We start from the raw sequence: 16,148 nt of genomic DNA, 5'->3' as shown, positions 1-16,148 counted from the left end.
CTACTCGACCATTACATCTCCGTAGGTGATTACATTGTCGCGGCCATCAAATATAACCAGGCGATTCAGGCCGGCAGTCCCCTGAACCGAACTAGTACCCGAAAAGTTGGCGGGATTCAGCACAAGTACTTTGACACCCGGATTAAGTTCGGACTGGCTGTATTGTGCGATTGGGCCAAAGATATTTTGGGCTTCCTCGAAAGCATATATCTCCATCCCGGGTACTGTTTCAAATCCCAGTATGTCGATATCGATGCGAAATGAGCTGTTTAAGGGCACGGGATTGGGGTAGGGCGGGGTGGAGACTTCCACGAGTCCCTGGTACATCGGGGAAATACGCCAGTCGTCGGGATCCGTCTGGTTGGAGCCGGCAGGCCGCCCATCGGCACTCATGGCCGTAAAATTTTGGGGGGGAGAATAGGCCTGATTTTCAAACTCTTTCTGGTCATCGCTTTTAGAACAACCCGCAAGCATCAAACAAAGAACCGAGATTGCGACAAGTGCGATATTTTTTAATTTCTTCATGAACGAATAACAGCAGATTAACTTTATAAGCGTTTCATCTTAGTTTTATAATATCGAACTTTTGTGTTTATAACGAAAAGAGAAATAATGCTTAATCGGTTCCTCATTTGAAAGATCTATTTTGTATCGCTGTTGTTTGCTGGATGTTGGCTTGTTCCCCTGCCGGTACCCTGCAGGCCCAGGAGCGCGAGAATTTTACTACAAAAGCGCACGGCAGTCCCACCCCCGGCGAGCTGTTGGAATGGCGCGAGGTATTCACCTATAATGTCAAATACAGCTTTTTTACGCTGGGAAAAGTACGGGTGGAGCTTGCCGATACGCTCTACCAGGGAGAGCGGGCATGGAAGTTAAGCGGAATCATTACCTCCAATTCGGGCATTCCATTCGTGGGAAAAGAAGAAAATCACTACAATTCGCTCTTCAGGCTTGAAAACGGAACTCCCCGGGAACTGGTGTACTGGAAGGATAATGTGGATGAAGAAAAATTTGATGAAGAGCGGTTTATCTACGATTACGAAAACCGGAACGTGTACGCTTTCAAGGAGGGGGAACCCACCGATACACTCGAGCTGAAAACCCCGGCTACCTCGGGTCCGCTGATTTTTTTCTTTTCGCGGCTCCACGCCGGGCGGGAGGTCGACTCGCGGACTTTTGTCTACCTGGAGGACGAACAGGGCACTATCGATATGGAGTATACCCGGCAGCGCGATGAGCGCGAATACGAGGCGTTTCAAAATCCCATTGATACATTTTATGCCAAAGGTGTGGCCAACATTGACGGCCCGTTTGGATTTAGCGGAGATTTTAAAGCCTGGTTTGCCGACGACGAGTTGAGAATCCCGCTTGAAGCCCATGTCAAGGTGTGGCTCGGGAACGTAAAAGTACGACTAATAGACTATAAAAAGGAGTTACGGAATGAGTAAAGTTGTCTTTAAAAAGCTGCCCCACGCCAGCGATCTTCAGCTTCCTTCATATGAATCGGCTCATGCAGCCGGAATGGATGTACGGGCGGCCCTCGAAGAACCGTTCACACTCGAACCCGGGGAGCGCGCGCTGATTCCCACCGGCCTGCAGATGGCCCTGCCCGCCGGATACGAAGCGCAGATACGTCCCCGCAGCGGGTTGGCCTACCGGAACGGCATCACCATGCTGAACACCCCAGGCACAATCGATGCCGATTACCGGGGGGAAGTGAAAGTGCTGGCGATCAATCACGGAGAGGAGGCGTTTACGATTAATCACGGCGACCGTATCGCCCAGATGGTGATTGCCCCGATCCGGCAGCTGCCGGTGGAAGAGGTCGGTACACTGCCGGATACAGAGCGTGGCGACGGTGGTTTTGGCAGTACGGGTGTTAAATGAGGAATTAAGAATTAGGAATTAGGAATTGCCACGTATTTCGTACTCGGTATTGCGTATTGATGTGCTTGGAAAACAAATAATGGCCTGTCTTAATACGCAATACGCAGCAACGAATTTTAAATTTAGCAGATAACTCAAGAAATAAGCAGTTCCGGAAAACGTGTTCGAAAAAGTACAACCCTACATCACGCTTATTTCCGAGAACCGGGACTACCGCCGGCTGTGGCTGAGCCAGATCGTGTCCAATTTTGGCGACTGGTTTGGCCTGCTGGCGGTATACGCACTGGTCACCCGCTACTCGGACTCGGAATTCCTGCTTGGGCTGATCATTATAATCAAGATGCTGAGCCTGGCCCTGTTTTCGCCGTTTGCGGGCTATATTACCGACCGTTTTAACCGGCGCCGGGTCATGATCTTCTGTGACGTGATGCGCGGGGTGGTCATCGCGGGACTACTGCTGGTGAATTCTTATGAGACTCTCTGGCTGGCGTATGTGCTGACGGCGGTCCAGATGATGCTCTCCGCGGTGTTTGAACCGGCCAAGACCTCCTCTATTCCCAATGTGACCACCAAGCAGGAGCTGGTAGATGCCAATGTGCTTTCCTCGGCCAGCTGGAGCATCATTTTTACGCTTGGCATGGGCGTTGGCGGACTGGCCACCGCCTGGCTGGGCACCGATCTTGTATTTATATTGGATGCAATCAGCTACGGGATTTCCGCCTGGTTTATCTACCGGGCGACCATCCCGCAAAAGGAGATGACCCAGAAAGAGCTGGACAGAACAAGAAATCCCCTGGTGGGGATCAAAGAGGGACTCAGTTTCCTGTTTGAAAACGAACAGATTCTGCGGCCAAGCCTTGCCAAGGGTGCGTTTACCATGTATCTCGGGGCACTGGTCTACCTGCTGATTCTGGTTGCAGAAGAGATACTGATGATGGGGAGTGTGGGATTGGGACTGCTCTACGCGGCGCGCGGTATCGGTACGGGGATAGGGCCGGTATTTGGGCGCCGGATTTTTAAAAACGAGGGCGACTGGATCCGCGCCATGGGGCTCTGCATGATGTTTACCGGCGCCATGTACCTGGTGGTAGGCTGGACCGGCAATATCATCCTGATGCTGATTTTTGTTTTTCTGGGACATACCGCCTCCGGCGCCAACTGGGTGATGAGCACTGTTCTGCTGCAGCGCCGCACTCCCGACACATTTCGGGGTAGAATTTTTAGTACCGAGTGGCTGTTGTTTACCCTGACGCAGTCGGTTTCGGTATTTACCGCTTCCATGCTGCTTGAGCACGATATTTTTACCATTCGGCAAATAATTCTTCTTTTTGCCATCCTCCTGGCGGTAACCGGTGTTGTATGGCATTTTACCGTGACTGCACAGGAGCAAACCTACCAGCAGGAGATCGCCGTTGAGTCAAAAGTGTGAAATAAACTCCTGATGGATAAAAGTACTATTGTTTAGCTGGTATATCCCTTGAACAGGGAAAGACGATTAAGATGCCCCAACGGGAAAAAGAAGCTTTTTTACAACCGAGGTGTTCCCTTTGGCTTGATCCAAAAGGAACCAAAAAATCAGGGCGGGGAGTGGGGCACCCGCTGCAGCCTGTGCAGGCGTGGATGTTGATGGTCCGTCCCCCTCGTCAGACAGCAATTCTTCCGGGATCGGAATAATTGCTTGACACGTTCATACGATCACCCCTTCGAAATTCATCATTTCTAATTCTTCATTCATAATTCCCATCCTTGGAAATTCATAATCTGCCACTGGACCCAAAAATGATGGTTACTTTTGAACAGGTAATTCAGTAATTTTACCTGTTTTAAAACTTTCGAATCTGAATTTCATTACAGCAGGTATTTGATGATTAAGCTCTTTGTGACCGATCTTGACGGTTGTGTTTCTATTCCTTTTAAAACCCCGGTATGGGAATGTATCACAGAGATCAGGAACCTGAATATCCAAAGCCTTGAGGATTCCGCCATTCCCCCGCTCTCGATCTGTTCAGGTCGCCCGTATCCCTACGTCGAGGCGGTGGCGCAGTGGCTGGATGTGCGGCTGCCGGTGGTGTTTGAAAGCGGGGGGATGTACGACCTGAATACCAATCAGTTTGACCAAAACGGCTTTTTCGACGACGAGGCCCTCGAGCACGTCAATGAACTGAAGAGCTGGATGCAAAAGACGGTAATCTCCCGGTTCCCGTCCGGTATCATGGAGTTTTCAAAGATGATGGATGCCGGTTTTGTGCATCCCGACCAGGAAGTTATCGAGGAAGTGCTGCCCCTGATCACCGATTATGTTGAGGAACATTACCCGGAATTCGAGGTGCATCACACCGATATTTCGGTCAATATCATCCTTTCCAAAAACAACAAAAGAGCGGGCATCCGGAAGCTCAGCGAAAAACTGGGTATCAAACCGGAAGAGGTAGCGTATATCGGAGACTCAAACGGGGATATTCCGGCCCTGAAGATTGTGGGCCAGTCGTATGCTCCCGTCAACGCCAAGAGCTATGTAAAGGATGTGGTCGATTTCCCGCTGGAGCTGGAGGCGACGGAGGCGGTGCTGGAGACCTATAGACGGATTATCCGATCGAACAAGGAACGGTAGATGATCTCTCATCGGTTGCGGACCGATCCCATGCAGCTGTAAAGTTACTGAATGATAAAAAAGGTCGTCTGCACAAATTAATTTAAGGGACCTTTGCAGAACCTGCTATTTTGTTGGGAGCTCGTTGAACTGCCGACCTTATTGGAGGGCTTTGAAAAACCTCTTTAATTTTGATCAGTGGAGCATTATGGCGGAAGCAACTCTAAATTCGGGTAAAACAGGTAGCTGGCTCGATTCGGAGCCGGTAAAGTTTATTCTTAAGGTACTCGCAATCTACATCGTGTGGTATCTGGTGTACGAAATGTGGCTCCTTCCCGACGGCACCCTGGATCACTGGATCGCGGTCAACATTGTTGACACCACGGCAGGAATTTTGACGCTCTTCAGCTACGATGTGTTTACGGCCGGGCGCCTTATCGGGCTCGATACCGCCCCGGGTATCCTGCTGGTCGACGGCTGTACCGGCATTTCGGCCATCGGGTTGTTTATCGGTTTTATCATCGCCTATCCCGGGAAATGGATTCCGCGTCTCTCGTTTATCATAATCGGGATAGGCATTATCTACCTGGTCAACATAATACGTATAGCAGCCCTTGCGATTACCCAGGTGCAGTGGCCTGAATTCTTCGATTTTACCCACGATTATTCCACCACCGCTATCTTCTACATGGTCATCTTTGTCCTGTGGATATTGTGGGCAAACCTTGGTGATTCGAACGAATCCCGCTCCCCATGAAAAGGATGGCAGGAAAAATGGTACTGGTGACCGTTCTCGTGGTCTCCTATTTCGTTATCTGGAGGCCGGTCAGGGTCGCTTCAACGCAGCACATTGTCAAGCCGCTTTCCGAGTATATCCTCTCCGGAGAGCAAAGGGGCATCGACCTGGAAAACAGCGGATCTGGCGTGAGTTTTTCAATTCGCTGGGAGAGCGGAGAGCAGCGACATGCAGTGACCTATCGGGCGCCTGCGGGGTTTTTCTTTCTTCTTGCGATCGTTTCCATGGTGTTTATAACAGCTGAACCAGCCTACTACCTGTATCTGCTGGCGTTCCACCTGGCTGCTTTTTCGGTGATGGTTCTTTTCCTGGTAGTTGGTCTCCATTCGGTTGTCATGGGATTTTGGATCTTGGAGCTTATGAATGTGTATCTTATTCCTGTTTTCACAATGGCCTATATTCCCTGGCTGATCTATCTCAAAAAATCGGGAATCGTTAAGTGACCGGGTTCTCTTTCGGATTTCACGGGCTAATATTTTATTTTGGGATTCGTTGTTACAGAGCGAGTTTAGATCGGGCGGTAGATCAATTTTTCATTCCAATTTAGTTACCTGAAATACGATGATCTGGGAAGATGCATATTTATTGTGGCTGTTACTTGTTATACCACTGCTGGCCGGTGGGGGCTGGTGGTATCAAAAAAAGCTCACAGAACGGAGGAAACAGTTTTTTTCAGATGAGCTCTTCCGGGATCTGCGGACAGGCTTTTGGCGGCTCGGCGACCGTATGAAGATAATCACCATGCTGGTGGGGCTCACCTTCCTGGTACTTGCCATTGCCGGCCCGAAAGTGGGTACCCAGGTGAGAGAGGTTAAACGGCAGGGAGTGGACCTGCTGATCGCCCTGGATCTCTCCGACAGCATGAATGCCGAGGATGTGAAGCCAAGTCGCCTTGAAAAAGCGAAGTACGAGATTACGAGGCTGATTGAACGTCTCAGGGGCGATCGCGTCGGGCTGGTCGTCTATACCGGGGAAGCCTACCTGCAGTCCCCGATGACGCTCGACTATTCGGCCCTGCGCCTCTTCCTCAATATTGCGGAAACCGATCAGATGCCGAGTTCCACCACCGATTTCAGCGCGCCGATGGAAGTGGGTCTGCGGGCATTTGATTCGCTGGAGGAGGAGCAGAACCGCTCGAATGCCGCAAAGGTGATGCTGATCATCTCCGACGGGGAAAATCACGGAGATGATTATGAAACCGCACTCGAGACCCTGCAAGAAAACAATATTTCGGTCTACACCCTTGGTATCGGCACGCGTTCCGGGTCGACCATTCCCCAATACAATGCTGAAACCGGTTCATTGATCGGGTACAAGCGGGATCAAAGCGGCGAGGTTGTAACGACGAGGTTACAGCCGGAAGTGCTCAGGAGTATCGCGCAGGAGGGGAACGGGGAATACTATTCGATAGAGTCCGGCAGCGACGGCATCGATTCATTCCTGGGACGGATCGATGAACTGGAACAGGGAGAATTTGCGAGCCAGGAATATGCCGATTTCAAGAACCAGTACCAGTTGCTGGGAGCGATTGCGCTCGGGTTCATCTTTCTCTCTCTTGTGCTACCCAGGTATCGCAACGAATCGGAATCAGGGCGTAAGGTGACAACAGGGGAACCAGGGTAGGAAAACAGGATCTCCAACGGGGCCGGAAGCGCTTGCCTGTTTGGGAGGGTGTTCCTTGGAACCCTTGTATTATGCGTATCACTCAAAATTTTTCCTTTCACTCTCAAAATCCTCTTCCGATAACAGGCCCTGGTGCCAAAGTCCGGTAAGGTAATCCATCTTATCCATCGATCCCGGCTTGTGTTTGGGGTCTTGGGTTCTCCTGAAATTCTTTTTCTCCTGCTGTTTTTTTTGCCGGGCAATCGTCTCCTCGATCATCTGCTTCAGCTGCCCGGGGTTTTCCATACCGATCAGCTCCACCGATGTGGCCGACGTGCTGAGCAGGAGCGTACCGACATTCAATTTTTCCTGGAGCCAGCCCTGTTCGATGGTCACCTTCTCAATGTTGACCAAATCGATATTGCGGTGATATTTTGAGTCGATTGACGAGATCTGGGTATCAGTGACCGCAAAACGAATGTTCTTGTGTTTTTTTCGCACAAAATAAAAGGCAATCAGCCCGATCCCGAACAGCGGTATCGCAAGCACCGACAGCACATAAGCAATAAAATAGTGCTTCCAGCTGGGCGTGAGGGTAATTTTCTTTGTTGTTGTGTTAGTAGACATAGGATAACCGCTCGTAAATTTATGAAGATTCTACAAAGTCCACTTTACAATTTAATCTAAAACTCAGCAACTGTAAACATAGGTAAAATACAGCAAAACAATAGGGGATCCCGTTCAAATTTTCGGTTGATGTTTCGTATATTATTCGCCTTTGCCAGCTGAAACAAAGTCAGTGCAAGGCTAAAAGCTACTCACAACATTCAACGAACATCTTGTGAAGGTGAAATTAAAACCCTGGAAATATCTGGTGGCGATATGGATGACCGGTGTACTTGTCGCGGGTTTCCTGATCCCCATCCCGGATATCCCCATCCTGAAGGAATCGGCTCGTAATCTTTTTCTGCACGTCCCGATGTGGTTTACCATGTCGGTCTGCTTTGCCGCGGGATTTGTCTACAGCATTCGCTACCTGAACAGCCAGGACCTGGAGCTGGATCGAAAAGCGGAGTCGGCCACGCAGGTGGGACTTGTTTTTGGTATCTGCGGGTTGGTTACCGGTTCGCTCTGGGCACGTTTTACCTGGGGAACATGGTGGACGTTTGCGGAGCCGCGCATGAATCTTTCGGCGCTGGCCATGATGATATACGTCGCCTATTTTGTACTGCGCACCGCCTTTGACAACCGGGAAAAACGGGCCAAGCTGTCGGCCGTATATAATGTATTTGCCGCTACTACAATCCCGTTTTTGCTGTATATTGTACCAAGGCAGCTGCCGAGCCTGCATCCCGGGGCCGAAGGTAATCCCGCATTCAGCGAAATTACCGCGCCCGAGCTGCGTTATATCTTTTATCCTGCTATTATTGGATTTATCGGGCTGTCAATATGGTTGATAGAGATACTCAATCGTTACAAAAAAATTAAATACCAGTATGAAGAATCGTCTGTATGAATAAGATTTGGGCCCAAATACAAGAAGATACGCTTTCAAACGTTGGCAAAGTCGACACGCTCACCGAAACCTATTCCCAGAAATGGGAGGGAACGAGCGGCATGGAAAACGCGGGCGTGCTGATGCAAACAGCGGCCTCCTACGATCTTATTTTCATCGTGTTGGGCGTCAGCCTGATTATCTGGTTTATTCTCCTGTTTTTTATCATCCGGGTAGACAAAAAAGTCGCCAAACTAGAAGACAAGGTAACTAAAGAACACACACAATAATCTCATGAGACCCAAAGTTTTAGTAGGAATTGTAGCTATTGTCGGTTTTACCTCGCTGTTGATGTACAATTTTGGTAACAGCATCAGCACCTATGTTAACTTTGAACAAGCCGAAGGTATGAGCGGGGCTCATGTTGTGGGCAAGTGGGACGACTCCCGGGACTACGGTTTTTCAATGGAAAACAAGCAGTTTTCTTTCTTTATGGAAGATCAGGATGGCAACATTCGCCGGGTGGTGTATCCAAAGCCAAAACCCAACAACTTTGAACAGGCTACCCAGCTGGTGGTCATCGGGGAGATGGATAACGGCGTCTTTTACGCCAACGACATGCTGATGAAGTGTCCCTCCAAATATAACGATGCAGATGCCGCCGAGTTTGAACGGGCCAGTGCCGCCGGGTAATCAATTGGTCGCTCCATGTTTTATCAACTGCAGCGGCTGCCCTGAGCGTGCACTGGCAGCCACAACCTTGTCCAGGTCTCTGGCGCCAGACTTATGCTGATCTGTGACTTTCAATTCTAAAATTTTGTACAAAACCTGATGATTGGTACAATAGGAAACATCCTGATTTATGTGGCTTTTGCCACAAGTATTTTTGCCGGCATTGGCTATTTTTTGTATTCCAGTCGCGACGATGAACGCCTGTATCGCATCTCCAACTGGCTGTTTGGAATAAAGGGAGCCCTTATTATAGCGGCCTCCGGGTTGCTGCTCTACCTGATCCTAAACCACCAGTTTCAATACTATTATGTATACAATTACACCAGCAGTGATCTGCAGCTGAAGTACCTGATCTCCGCGTTATGGGGCGGCCAGGAGGGCAGCTTCATGGTATGGATCCTGTGTTCATTTTTTATCGGCCTGGGACTGATGAAATGGACGGAAAAGCCGTATCGCGGGCCGGTGCTGTTCTTTTTAACACTCACGCAAATATTCCTGATTTCGATGATAGCGGGGGTCTCCATCGGGGATTTGCAGCTGGGAGCCTCCCCGTTTCGAACGCTGGCCCAGGAGATGCCGAACGCGCCCTTTATACAGGCCAATCCCGATTTTGTGCCCTCCGAAGGGAAAGGACTCAACGACCTGCTGAAAAGTCCCTGGATGATGATTCACCCTCCGGTGCTTTTCCTCGGGTTTGCGATGATGACGATTCCCTACTGTTTTGCGATGGCCGCCCTCTGGAAAGAGAAGTATAATGAGTGGGTACATCCCGCCATGCCGTGGACCCTCGGGGCAAACGTGGCCCTGCTCACTGCAATCTTCCTGGGCGGGTACTGGGCTTATGTAACGCTCTCCTTTGGCGGATACTGGGCGTGGGACCCGGTCGAAAACGCCTCGTTTGTTCCCTGGCTGCTGGGTACGGCGGGTATCCATACAATGGTAATACAGAAGAAGAGTTCCACGTCGCAAAAAGCCTCTATCGTCTTTGCAATCCTCGCATATGTGGCTATCGTCTATGAAACGTTCCTCACGCGTTCCGGAATTCTGGCCGACTCCTCGGTACACAGCTTTGTGGACCTGGGACTCTACAACCAGCTGCTGGCCTTTATGTTTGTCGTAACGGCCGTAGGCATCGGGATGTTGATCTACCGCTATAAAGATCTGCCGCGGCAGAATAAGGAGTCGAAACTGCTGAGCAGGGAGTTTATGACTTTCGCGGGGGCCATGGTGCTGTTCCTGATCGGGTTTGTGATCATTATCGGTACCAGTTCCCCGATTATCGGCCGGCTGTTTGAGGCAAACCCCACGCCGCCGGAGATCAGCTTCTACAACGAGTGGACCATGCCGCTGGCCATACTGGCGGCGTTTATGACCGTGATCGGCCAGTTCCTGTTCTGGAAACGACAGGATGCGGAATCGCTGGCACGCGATCTCACCTGGCCGGTGATCATTAGCTGCGTGCTGACGCTGGCCACCATGATGCTCGGCAATGTACGTAACTTTTACTACCTGCTCTATATTCTTGCCGGCTGGTTTGCCCTGGTTGGTAACGGTTTCATGATGGTTCGGATGATGTTTAAAAATCCGAAATTGATCGGGGGCGCATTGACGCATGTCGGTTTTGGAGTGCTGCTGCTTGGTATCCTGGCCTCCTCTGCATACAACGGAACCCTGCTGGATCTTTCCACCCGGAATTATAATGAGGCGATAGCCGCGGGAAAGGTCACGGATGACGAGGGAATACCTGTCCGCCAAAAGGTGAACTTTCTTGAGCTGAAATTGAACGAGCCCAAGGTGGTGAACGGTAAATACAAAGTGACCTATGAGGGATATACGCTGGCCAACCAGGAACGCCCGGGTCAGCAACAGTACAAAATTAAATTTGAGCCGGTAGACGGCAACGGCCGCCAGTTTACCCTTTATCCCGAAGTCTACCCGATGCTTTCCAGCTCTTCGGCCAATCGCATTGAGTGGTCGGTGGATCCGGATGTCTATACTACTTTTATGAGCGATATCTATATGTACGTGGCGGGCAGCTCTTACGTGGAGCAGAAAAACGAGCAGGTTAAAAATAACAGCCCGGACAACTCAAATATGCAGCCGGCATCGGCCTCCCAAACGACGCCGGATCAGCAGAGCGATTCCACCCAGGTACAGACCATCAGCCTTGGCAGGGGAGAGTCGCTGAATATGGGGGGCTACCAGTTCGACTTTTCCGATTACACGCCCGCGGACCCGGAATCCCTGCCCGACAGTACACTCATTGCCGTGCGCGCCGATCTCGATGTTATTCACCGGGCCACCGGGGTCAGGGATACACTCAATCCGCTGTTCGCAATTTACAAAAAGGATGGAAAAAGCTGGACGTACGCTCCGCCCATGCAGGTTCCCGGGCGGGATATGTTTGTCCAGTTTACGAGCGTGGATCCCTCTACCGGCAAAATCGAGCTTAAAGTCCATGGTATTGAGGGAGAGCCGCAGGACGAATGGGTGCTGATTGTGGCCGAGGAAAAACCGTTTGTTTCGGTTGTGTGGCTCGGTACATTTATCCTGATGGCGGGATTCAGCGTCTCTATATTTCGGCATTGGGACCGGGACCGCAAAAAAAACTAATTACAGATCGGAAATCCCGTGTACAGATGAAATGGTTCCTGCCGATTATACTGGTTTTGGGGTTGTCAGGCAGTGCTGTTTCCCAGGACCTGGATAGTGAAGCCTCCGCTCCCCGACTGGATTCCGATCCCAAAATCGCATTTCTCAAGTCGCTGGTTGTCCCCGGGTGGGGGCACCACCACGTGAATCCCTCGGATTGGGAACGGGGACAGTATCACCTGGCGGCAGAGGCGGCGCTTTTGCTCTCCTATGCTGGATTGAAGATACATTCGGGCAATATGCGGCAGAACTGGTTTACCTATGCCCGTGCAGAGGCTGGGGTAGATATTGAGCCGCGCGACCGCGGCTTCCGGCTTGCCGTGGAAGATTACGACAACCTCGATGCCTACAACGATTACCAGGAGCGGAGCCGAAACTGGGATCAACTGTATGAAGATATTCCCGCCAACCGGTGGAACTGGTCGGATACCGGGGCGCGGCACCACTACCGGGATTTGAGATCGCGGTTTGAAACAATGGAACAGCAGTTGCCGGCCCTGCTCTCCCTGATGGTGTTGAACCGGGTGATCAGTGCGGTCAGCGCCTATAACCGGGCGCAGCATTCAAAATCTGCAGGAACCACGTTTTCTCTTGATCCCGTACAGGGAACCCACGGTGTTGTGGCACGAATGAGCTTTCGCTTTTGATGGTTAATCACGCAATATTTCGCCAGTCATCCCCGGGCTTGCGGCGTCAAAATTATTGATCATGGCCCGTTATAAAATATATGTCGAATACGATGGGACCGATTACTACGGCTGGCAGCGACAGCCGGAAGGGCCAACGGTGGAGGGAACGATAGAAGAGGCGTTGTCCCAAATTCTGGGATATCCTGTCGATATAAAAGGGCAGGGGCGCACCGACAGCGGGGTTCATGCCGAGGAGCAGGTTGCCCATTTCGATTACCCGGACGAGCTGGACGCCGACCGACTAATCTATGCGCTGCTTGGCGTACTCCCGCGGAATATATCAGTATACCGCCTGGAACAGGTTCGGGATGACTTTCACGCCCGTTTTGACGCTCGCAGCCGGCGCTACCGGTACCAAATTGTTACGCGCTCCAGTCCGCTCAACCTGCGCTATGCCCAGATGGTGCTGAACCCGCTGGACTTGCAGGCGATGCAGATCTGCGCTTCTTCTGTTCGGGGAGTCCATGACTTCGAAAGCTTTATAAAATCGGACCCTGAACAGGGAAACACCAGCTGCGATATACTGCTCTCAGAGTTTGAACAGCGGGGACATATGCTGGTATATCATATCGAAGCCAATCGCTTTTTGCGACACCTGGTTCGGCGGTTGGTGGGAACAATCCTGCAAGTCGGCAAAGGCAAGAAAACGGTGGATGAATTTATCTATCTGCTGGACCATCCCTCGGCAGACCAAAACGGTCACGGAACCCCCTCAAAGGGGCTGATACTGGAGAAGGTGAGGTACTAAAAAAGTTTTAAATTCGCCTTGACTTGAGTTGCATGAATCCATTATATTTGTCCTCTGTTTGAGACGGTTGAAACAGGTAATCAACTGCTCTATTCCTCGGTAGCTCAGCGGCAGAGCAATCGGCTGTTAACCGATGGGTCGTAGGTTCGAATCCTACCCGGGGAGCCATCACATAATGAAGTGCGAATCTGGTCCTTTCCAGGTTCGCACTTTCTTATTTTGTGCCAGTCTTTTCCCACCTTTTTATCAGCTATACAGTTGATCTCAACTTATCCAGATGCTTGAGGACCAAAAGGGCATACAAGGGAATTACTAAAGTGGAAGGTTAATTTTCACTCGAAATATTGTTTCCCAGAGGCTGGAAAACGTTGGAAAAATTCCTGCCGCTGGGTTCCTGGAAGATATCGAGGTCGAAGAATGCTACCGTAGCATACAGGTGGTCAAAAATATCTGCCTGTATGGTCTCATACTCCAGCCAGGCGGTGGTATTGGTAAAACAGTAGATCTCCAGGGGAATGCCCCGGCTCTCCGTTCCGAGCTGGCGAACCATCACGGTCATATCCTGTTTAATTTGGGGATGGTTTTTCAGGTACAATTCAACATACTTTCTGAACACTCCAAGATTGGTCATTCGCCGTCCATTGATCAATACAGACGTATCCAGGTTATGTTTCTCATTGTATTCTTCAATCTCTTTCTGCCTCGTTTCCAGGTATTCCTTGAGCAGGTGGTATTTTTTGAGCTCCTCGCGCATCTCCGCATCTACAAACTTTACTGTATGGGAATCGATATAAATCGCCCTCTTGATTCTCCGCCCGCCGCTCTGCTGCATGCCTCTCCAGTTTTTAAAGCTGTCGGTGATAAAATAATAGGTCGGAATGGTGGTGATGGTTCGGTCCCAGTTCTGAATTTTAACCGTGTTCAGGTTGATTTCAATCACATCCCCGTCCGCGTTGTATTTGGGCATCTCCACCCAGTCGCCCACCCGCACCATATCATTGGACCACATCTGCACACTGGCCACCAGTCCGAGAATCGTATCTTTAAAGATCAGCAGGACAATTGCTGTCATCGCACCGAAGGCACTAAGGAAATAGACGGGTGACCGCTCCAGGATCAGGGAAAGAACCAGGATACCGGTAATGATATACAGGATGATTCTGGCAAGCTGAAAATAGCTTGCAATCGGTTTATCTTTAAAGATGGGATGGGAAGCAAGTCCGTATTGTGCAACCCTGAGAAAGGCAAAGATGATTGTCATGCCCACAATCAGCAGGTAACTGTCCGTTATTTTAATGACGAACGGAAGGGCCTGCTCAAAGTCGGCGAAAATAACGGGTGCCATGATGCGGACTAAGATCGCGGGAATGATGTGGGCTACGTTGTTGAATACCTTGTGATCGGCCAGGGCATCATCCCAGGTTACGGATGACATCTTTACAAATTTATAGAGATAGTGGATGATAATCCGTTTTGTAGTAATATAAGCGATTCCCGAGAGCAGGATCAGAATCAGGATAAAAAGTAAAAGCCGCAGGTAGACCGCCCACTCTTCAGCGATTCCTGTATTTACCAGTAGCGACTCAATCCAATCCTCAAGGTGATTCATCGTTTTTTATTGTTGTGGTAAAAAATGAGTTGCAGCTCTTCAAATGTTCGATACAATATATCACATCGTCAGCAATATATTTAACAGCACGAAATAGCGCTTCTTAAACTTCATGTTTTTTGTAATTGTCGAATTCCCAGTGCATTCTATCCATGTAGGTCAGCCTGATCGGTGGTATACGTGTTCTGCCAGCAACGGCCGACATCCGGCACACCAGGAGGTAAATTATTTCAGGGCATTTACCATTACCATGGCAAGGAAGCGTTCATGATTTTGGGAGTGGTTTTGAACCGTAGGTGTCATCGCAATGCTGCTTTGTTTTCGTTTTCATAATTGTACTCCATTTTAGTTAGATAGTTAGCAGTGCTCAGGGTGTCGGCATATGGTTTATAATGCTGTAGAGCGCATCCACAAACGCTTCCGGTCGTTCGAGCTTGGGGTCGTCTCGTGTTTTCTCAATAATCTGCAAGGGCCAACCGTACTTTTTGCTTGCGGCTTCTGCAATGTTAAGTTTGTTCGCTTTGTCATGTCGTCCCCATATCAGGGCTGTGGGGACATTAATTTCCCGTAATTCTTTGTCAGGAATCTTTGGGATACCGAGTTTTTTCATCATGAATTGCAAAGCATCGCTCCGCTCTTTATCGCGGGCGCATTCAAGATTATATGCTACAAAGGGATCCCAGTATTTCCCCATGCTTTGACGCAGGGTATCCACATCATACATGCAGTGCGGGAAGAAACGGCTAAAGTTTTTCTCGGTTGGCCAGAGCATGAAGCGGAACAGATTAAAAGCAAAGCTGGGTTTTGGCCTGAATTTTCCAAGCCCGAGTGAATTGACGAGCACCAACCGGCTGATCTGATTTCCATGCTCGATCGCGAAGCGGGCTCCAATGGATCCTCCAAGAATGTTACCTGCCAGGATGGGAGGAGAGGGGCAGGTTTGATTGATCAGATCGCTGAGCCAGCCGAATACGAGGCCGGTATCCAGGGACTCTTTATCGACTCTGGATTCCCCGTGTCCGGGCAGGTCGGGTACGATTAGGCGATTGTTTTTTATAAGCTTTGGAATGACACGCATCCACCAGACGGATGACTCACCCGGTCCATGCAGCAGTATCACCGGAGTTCCTTCACCGCCCATAAGTACAGCTGTTGAAATACCCGCTATATTAAGCTGGTGCTCAGTCACGGGAAGAGGTTCCGTAAGCTGCGTGCGATTTTTGGTTGCCGAGGTGTGTTTCTCTTTTTCATGTGCGGAACGTACTGTATTCATCATAATCCCCACCTTCAATTTATAAGTGAGTAGTTTCTATTTGCCGGAAATATAACCGGTAATAGAGGAGGGCGA

At 50.1% G+C, this 16,148-nt stretch carries 17 protein-coding genes and 1 tRNA gene; 14 read left to right on the top strand and 4 right to left on the bottom strand.

Going from position 1 to position 16,148, the window contains the following annotated elements; translation table 11 throughout:
* Complete coding sequence (locus ACG2F4_RS06070) at positions 1-525, bottom strand: hypothetical protein (protein ID WP_395259322.1); 525 nt, start codon at positions 523-525, stop codon at positions 1-3.
* Positions 526-632: 107 nt separating this feature from the next.
* Between ACG2F4_RS06070 and ACG2F4_RS06065 the strand changes: the two genes are divergently transcribed.
* The 7 genes from ACG2F4_RS06065 (at position 633) to ACG2F4_RS06035 (ending at position 6,896) form a co-directional block, all read left to right on the top strand.
* Positions 633-1,448: a DUF3108 domain-containing protein gene (locus ACG2F4_RS06065; protein ID WP_395259321.1), complete on the top strand. Its 816-nt coding sequence runs from the start codon at positions 633-635 to the stop codon at positions 1,446-1,448.
* Positions 1,441-1,887, top strand: coding sequence for a dUTP diphosphatase (gene dut / locus ACG2F4_RS06060; protein ID WP_395259320.1), 447 nt, complete (start codon positions 1,441-1,443; stop codon positions 1,885-1,887). The genes ACG2F4_RS06065 and dut overlap by 8 nt, the downstream gene beginning before the upstream one ends.
* 160 nt (positions 1,888-2,047) lie before the next feature.
* Positions 2,048-3,316, top strand: a complete 1,269-nt coding sequence (locus ACG2F4_RS06055) for an MFS transporter (RefSeq protein ID WP_395259319.1) — start codon at positions 2,048-2,050, stop codon at positions 3,314-3,316.
* 435 nt (positions 3,317-3,751) lie between these two features.
* A complete protein-coding gene (locus ACG2F4_RS06050; RefSeq protein ID WP_395259318.1) occupies positions 3,752-4,498 on the top strand; it encodes an HAD-IIB family hydrolase in 747 nt (248 codons plus the stop codon).
* 187 nt (positions 4,499-4,685) lie between these two features.
* Positions 4,686-5,234 (top strand): exosortase X, encoded by a 549-nt coding sequence (gene xrtX / locus ACG2F4_RS06045; protein ID WP_395259317.1) that lies wholly within the window; start codon positions 4,686-4,688, stop codon positions 5,232-5,234.
* Positions 5,231-5,716 carry a hypothetical protein gene (locus ACG2F4_RS06040; protein WP_395259316.1) on the top strand — a complete coding sequence of 162 codons (486 nt, stop codon included), beginning with the start codon at positions 5,231-5,233 and terminating at the stop codon, positions 5,714-5,716. Before xrtX ends, ACG2F4_RS06040 begins: the two co-directional genes overlap by 4 nt.
* 118 nt (positions 5,717-5,834) lie before the next feature.
* Positions 5,835-6,896, top strand: a complete 1,062-nt coding sequence (locus ACG2F4_RS06035) for a VWA domain-containing protein (protein ID WP_395259315.1) — start codon at positions 5,835-5,837, stop codon at positions 6,894-6,896.
* Positions 6,897-6,974: 78 nt separating this feature from the next.
* On the opposite strand, the gene ACG2F4_RS06030 is transcribed toward ACG2F4_RS06035, so the two are convergent.
* Entirely contained in the window at positions 6,975-7,502 is a 528-nt protein-coding gene (locus ACG2F4_RS06030) for a PH domain-containing protein (RefSeq protein ID WP_395259314.1), read from the bottom strand.
* Positions 7,503-7,722: 220 nt separating this feature from the next.
* Here ACG2F4_RS06030 and ccsA point away from each other — a divergent pair, with 220 nt between their 5' ends.
* The 7 genes from ccsA to ACG2F4_RS05995 all read left to right on the top strand — a co-directional run bounded on the left by ccsA (position 7,723) and on the right by ACG2F4_RS05995 (position 13,359).
* The gene (gene ccsA, locus ACG2F4_RS06025) at positions 7,723-8,391 is read left to right on the top strand and encodes a cytochrome c biogenesis protein CcsA (RefSeq protein WP_395259313.1); all 669 of its coding nucleotides are present in this window, start codon (positions 7,723-7,725) and stop codon (positions 8,389-8,391) included.
* A complete protein-coding gene (locus tag ACG2F4_RS06020; RefSeq protein ID WP_395259312.1) occupies positions 8,388-8,660 on the top strand; it encodes a hypothetical protein in 273 nt (90 codons plus the stop codon). The genes ccsA and ACG2F4_RS06020 overlap by 4 nt, the downstream gene beginning before the upstream one ends.
* A gap of 4 nt (positions 8,661-8,664) precedes the next feature.
* Complete coding sequence (locus ACG2F4_RS06015) at positions 8,665-9,063, top strand: cytochrome c maturation protein CcmE (RefSeq protein ID WP_395259311.1); 399 nt, start codon at positions 8,665-8,667, stop codon at positions 9,061-9,063.
* A 138-nt stretch (positions 9,064-9,201) separates the two neighbouring features.
* On the top strand, positions 9,202-11,715 hold the full coding sequence (locus ACG2F4_RS06010) for a heme lyase CcmF/NrfE family subunit (protein ID WP_395259310.1): 2,514 nt from the start codon (positions 9,202-9,204) through the stop codon (positions 11,713-11,715).
* A 26-nt stretch (positions 11,716-11,741) separates the two neighbouring features.
* Entirely contained in the window at positions 11,742-12,401 is a 660-nt protein-coding gene (locus ACG2F4_RS06005; RefSeq protein WP_395259309.1) for a hypothetical protein, read from the top strand.
* A 61-nt stretch (positions 12,402-12,462) separates the two neighbouring features.
* Entirely contained in the window at positions 12,463-13,191 is a 729-nt protein-coding gene (gene truA / locus ACG2F4_RS06000) for a tRNA pseudouridine(38-40) synthase TruA (protein ID WP_395259308.1), read from the top strand.
* 93 nt (positions 13,192-13,284) lie between these two features.
* Positions 13,285-13,359: transfer RNA gene (locus tag ACG2F4_RS05995), tRNA-Asn, on the top strand.
* A 157-nt stretch (positions 13,360-13,516) separates the two neighbouring features.
* On the opposite strand, the gene ACG2F4_RS05990 is transcribed toward ACG2F4_RS05995, so the two are convergent.
* Positions 13,517-14,800, bottom strand: coding sequence for a mechanosensitive ion channel family protein (locus tag ACG2F4_RS05990; RefSeq protein WP_395259307.1), 1,284 nt, complete (start codon positions 14,798-14,800; stop codon positions 13,517-13,519).
* A 367-nt stretch (positions 14,801-15,167) separates the two neighbouring features.
* On the bottom strand, positions 15,168-16,076 hold the full coding sequence (locus tag ACG2F4_RS05985; protein ID WP_395259306.1) for an alpha/beta fold hydrolase: 909 nt from the start codon (positions 16,074-16,076) through the stop codon (positions 15,168-15,170).
* Positions 16,077-16,148: the final 72 nt, after the last annotated feature.

The organism is Halalkalibaculum sp. DA3122 (genome assembly GCF_043951865.1).
Classification (GTDB): domain Bacteria; phylum Bacteroidota; class Rhodothermia; order Balneolales; family Balneolaceae; genus JAMQKA01.
The sequence above is the reverse complement of the archived record's forward strand: the minus strand, read 5'-3'. Positions and strand labels throughout refer to the sequence as shown.

What these genes read in the sequence shown, in the direction of transcription:
- ACG2F4_RS06040 (WP_395259316.1), top strand. Translation starts at nt 5,231, where the DNA reads ATGAAAAGGATGGCAGGAAAAATGGTACTGGTGACCGTTCTCGTGGTC.
- ACG2F4_RS06070 (WP_395259322.1), bottom strand. Translation starts at nt 525, where the DNA reads ATGAAGAAATTAAAAAATATCGCACTTGTCGCAATCTCGGTTCTTTGT.
- dut (WP_395259320.1), top strand. Translation starts at nt 1,441, where the DNA reads ATGAGTAAAGTTGTCTTTAAAAAGCTGCCCCACGCCAGCGATCTTCAG.
- ACG2F4_RS06005 (WP_395259309.1), top strand. Translation starts at nt 11,742, where the DNA reads ATGAAATGGTTCCTGCCGATTATACTGGTTTTGGGGTTGTCAGGCAGT.
- ACG2F4_RS05985 (WP_395259306.1), bottom strand. Translation starts at nt 16,076, where the DNA reads ATGATGAATACAGTACGTTCCGCACATGAAAAAGAGAAACACACCTCG.
- ACG2F4_RS06030 (WP_395259314.1), bottom strand. Translation starts at nt 7,502, where the DNA reads ATGTCTACTAACACAACAACAAAGAAAATTACCCTCACGCCCAGCTGG.
- xrtX (WP_395259317.1), top strand. Translation starts at nt 4,686, where the DNA reads ATGGCGGAAGCAACTCTAAATTCGGGTAAAACAGGTAGCTGGCTCGAT.
- ACG2F4_RS06010 (WP_395259310.1), top strand. Translation starts at nt 9,202, where the DNA reads ATGATTGGTACAATAGGAAACATCCTGATTTATGTGGCTTTTGCCACA.
- ACG2F4_RS06035 (WP_395259315.1), top strand. Translation starts at nt 5,835, where the DNA reads ATGATCTGGGAAGATGCATATTTATTGTGGCTGTTACTTGTTATACCA.
- ACG2F4_RS05990 (WP_395259307.1), bottom strand. Translation starts at nt 14,800, where the DNA reads ATGAATCACCTTGAGGATTGGATTGAGTCGCTACTGGTAAATACAGGA.
- truA (WP_395259308.1), top strand. Translation starts at nt 12,463, where the DNA reads ATGGCCCGTTATAAAATATATGTCGAATACGATGGGACCGATTACTAC.
- ACG2F4_RS06015 (WP_395259311.1), top strand. Translation starts at nt 8,665, where the DNA reads ATGAGACCCAAAGTTTTAGTAGGAATTGTAGCTATTGTCGGTTTTACC.
- ACG2F4_RS06050 (WP_395259318.1), top strand. Translation starts at nt 3,752, where the DNA reads ATGATTAAGCTCTTTGTGACCGATCTTGACGGTTGTGTTTCTATTCCT.
- ACG2F4_RS06020 (WP_395259312.1), top strand. Translation starts at nt 8,388, where the DNA reads ATGAATAAGATTTGGGCCCAAATACAAGAAGATACGCTTTCAAACGTT.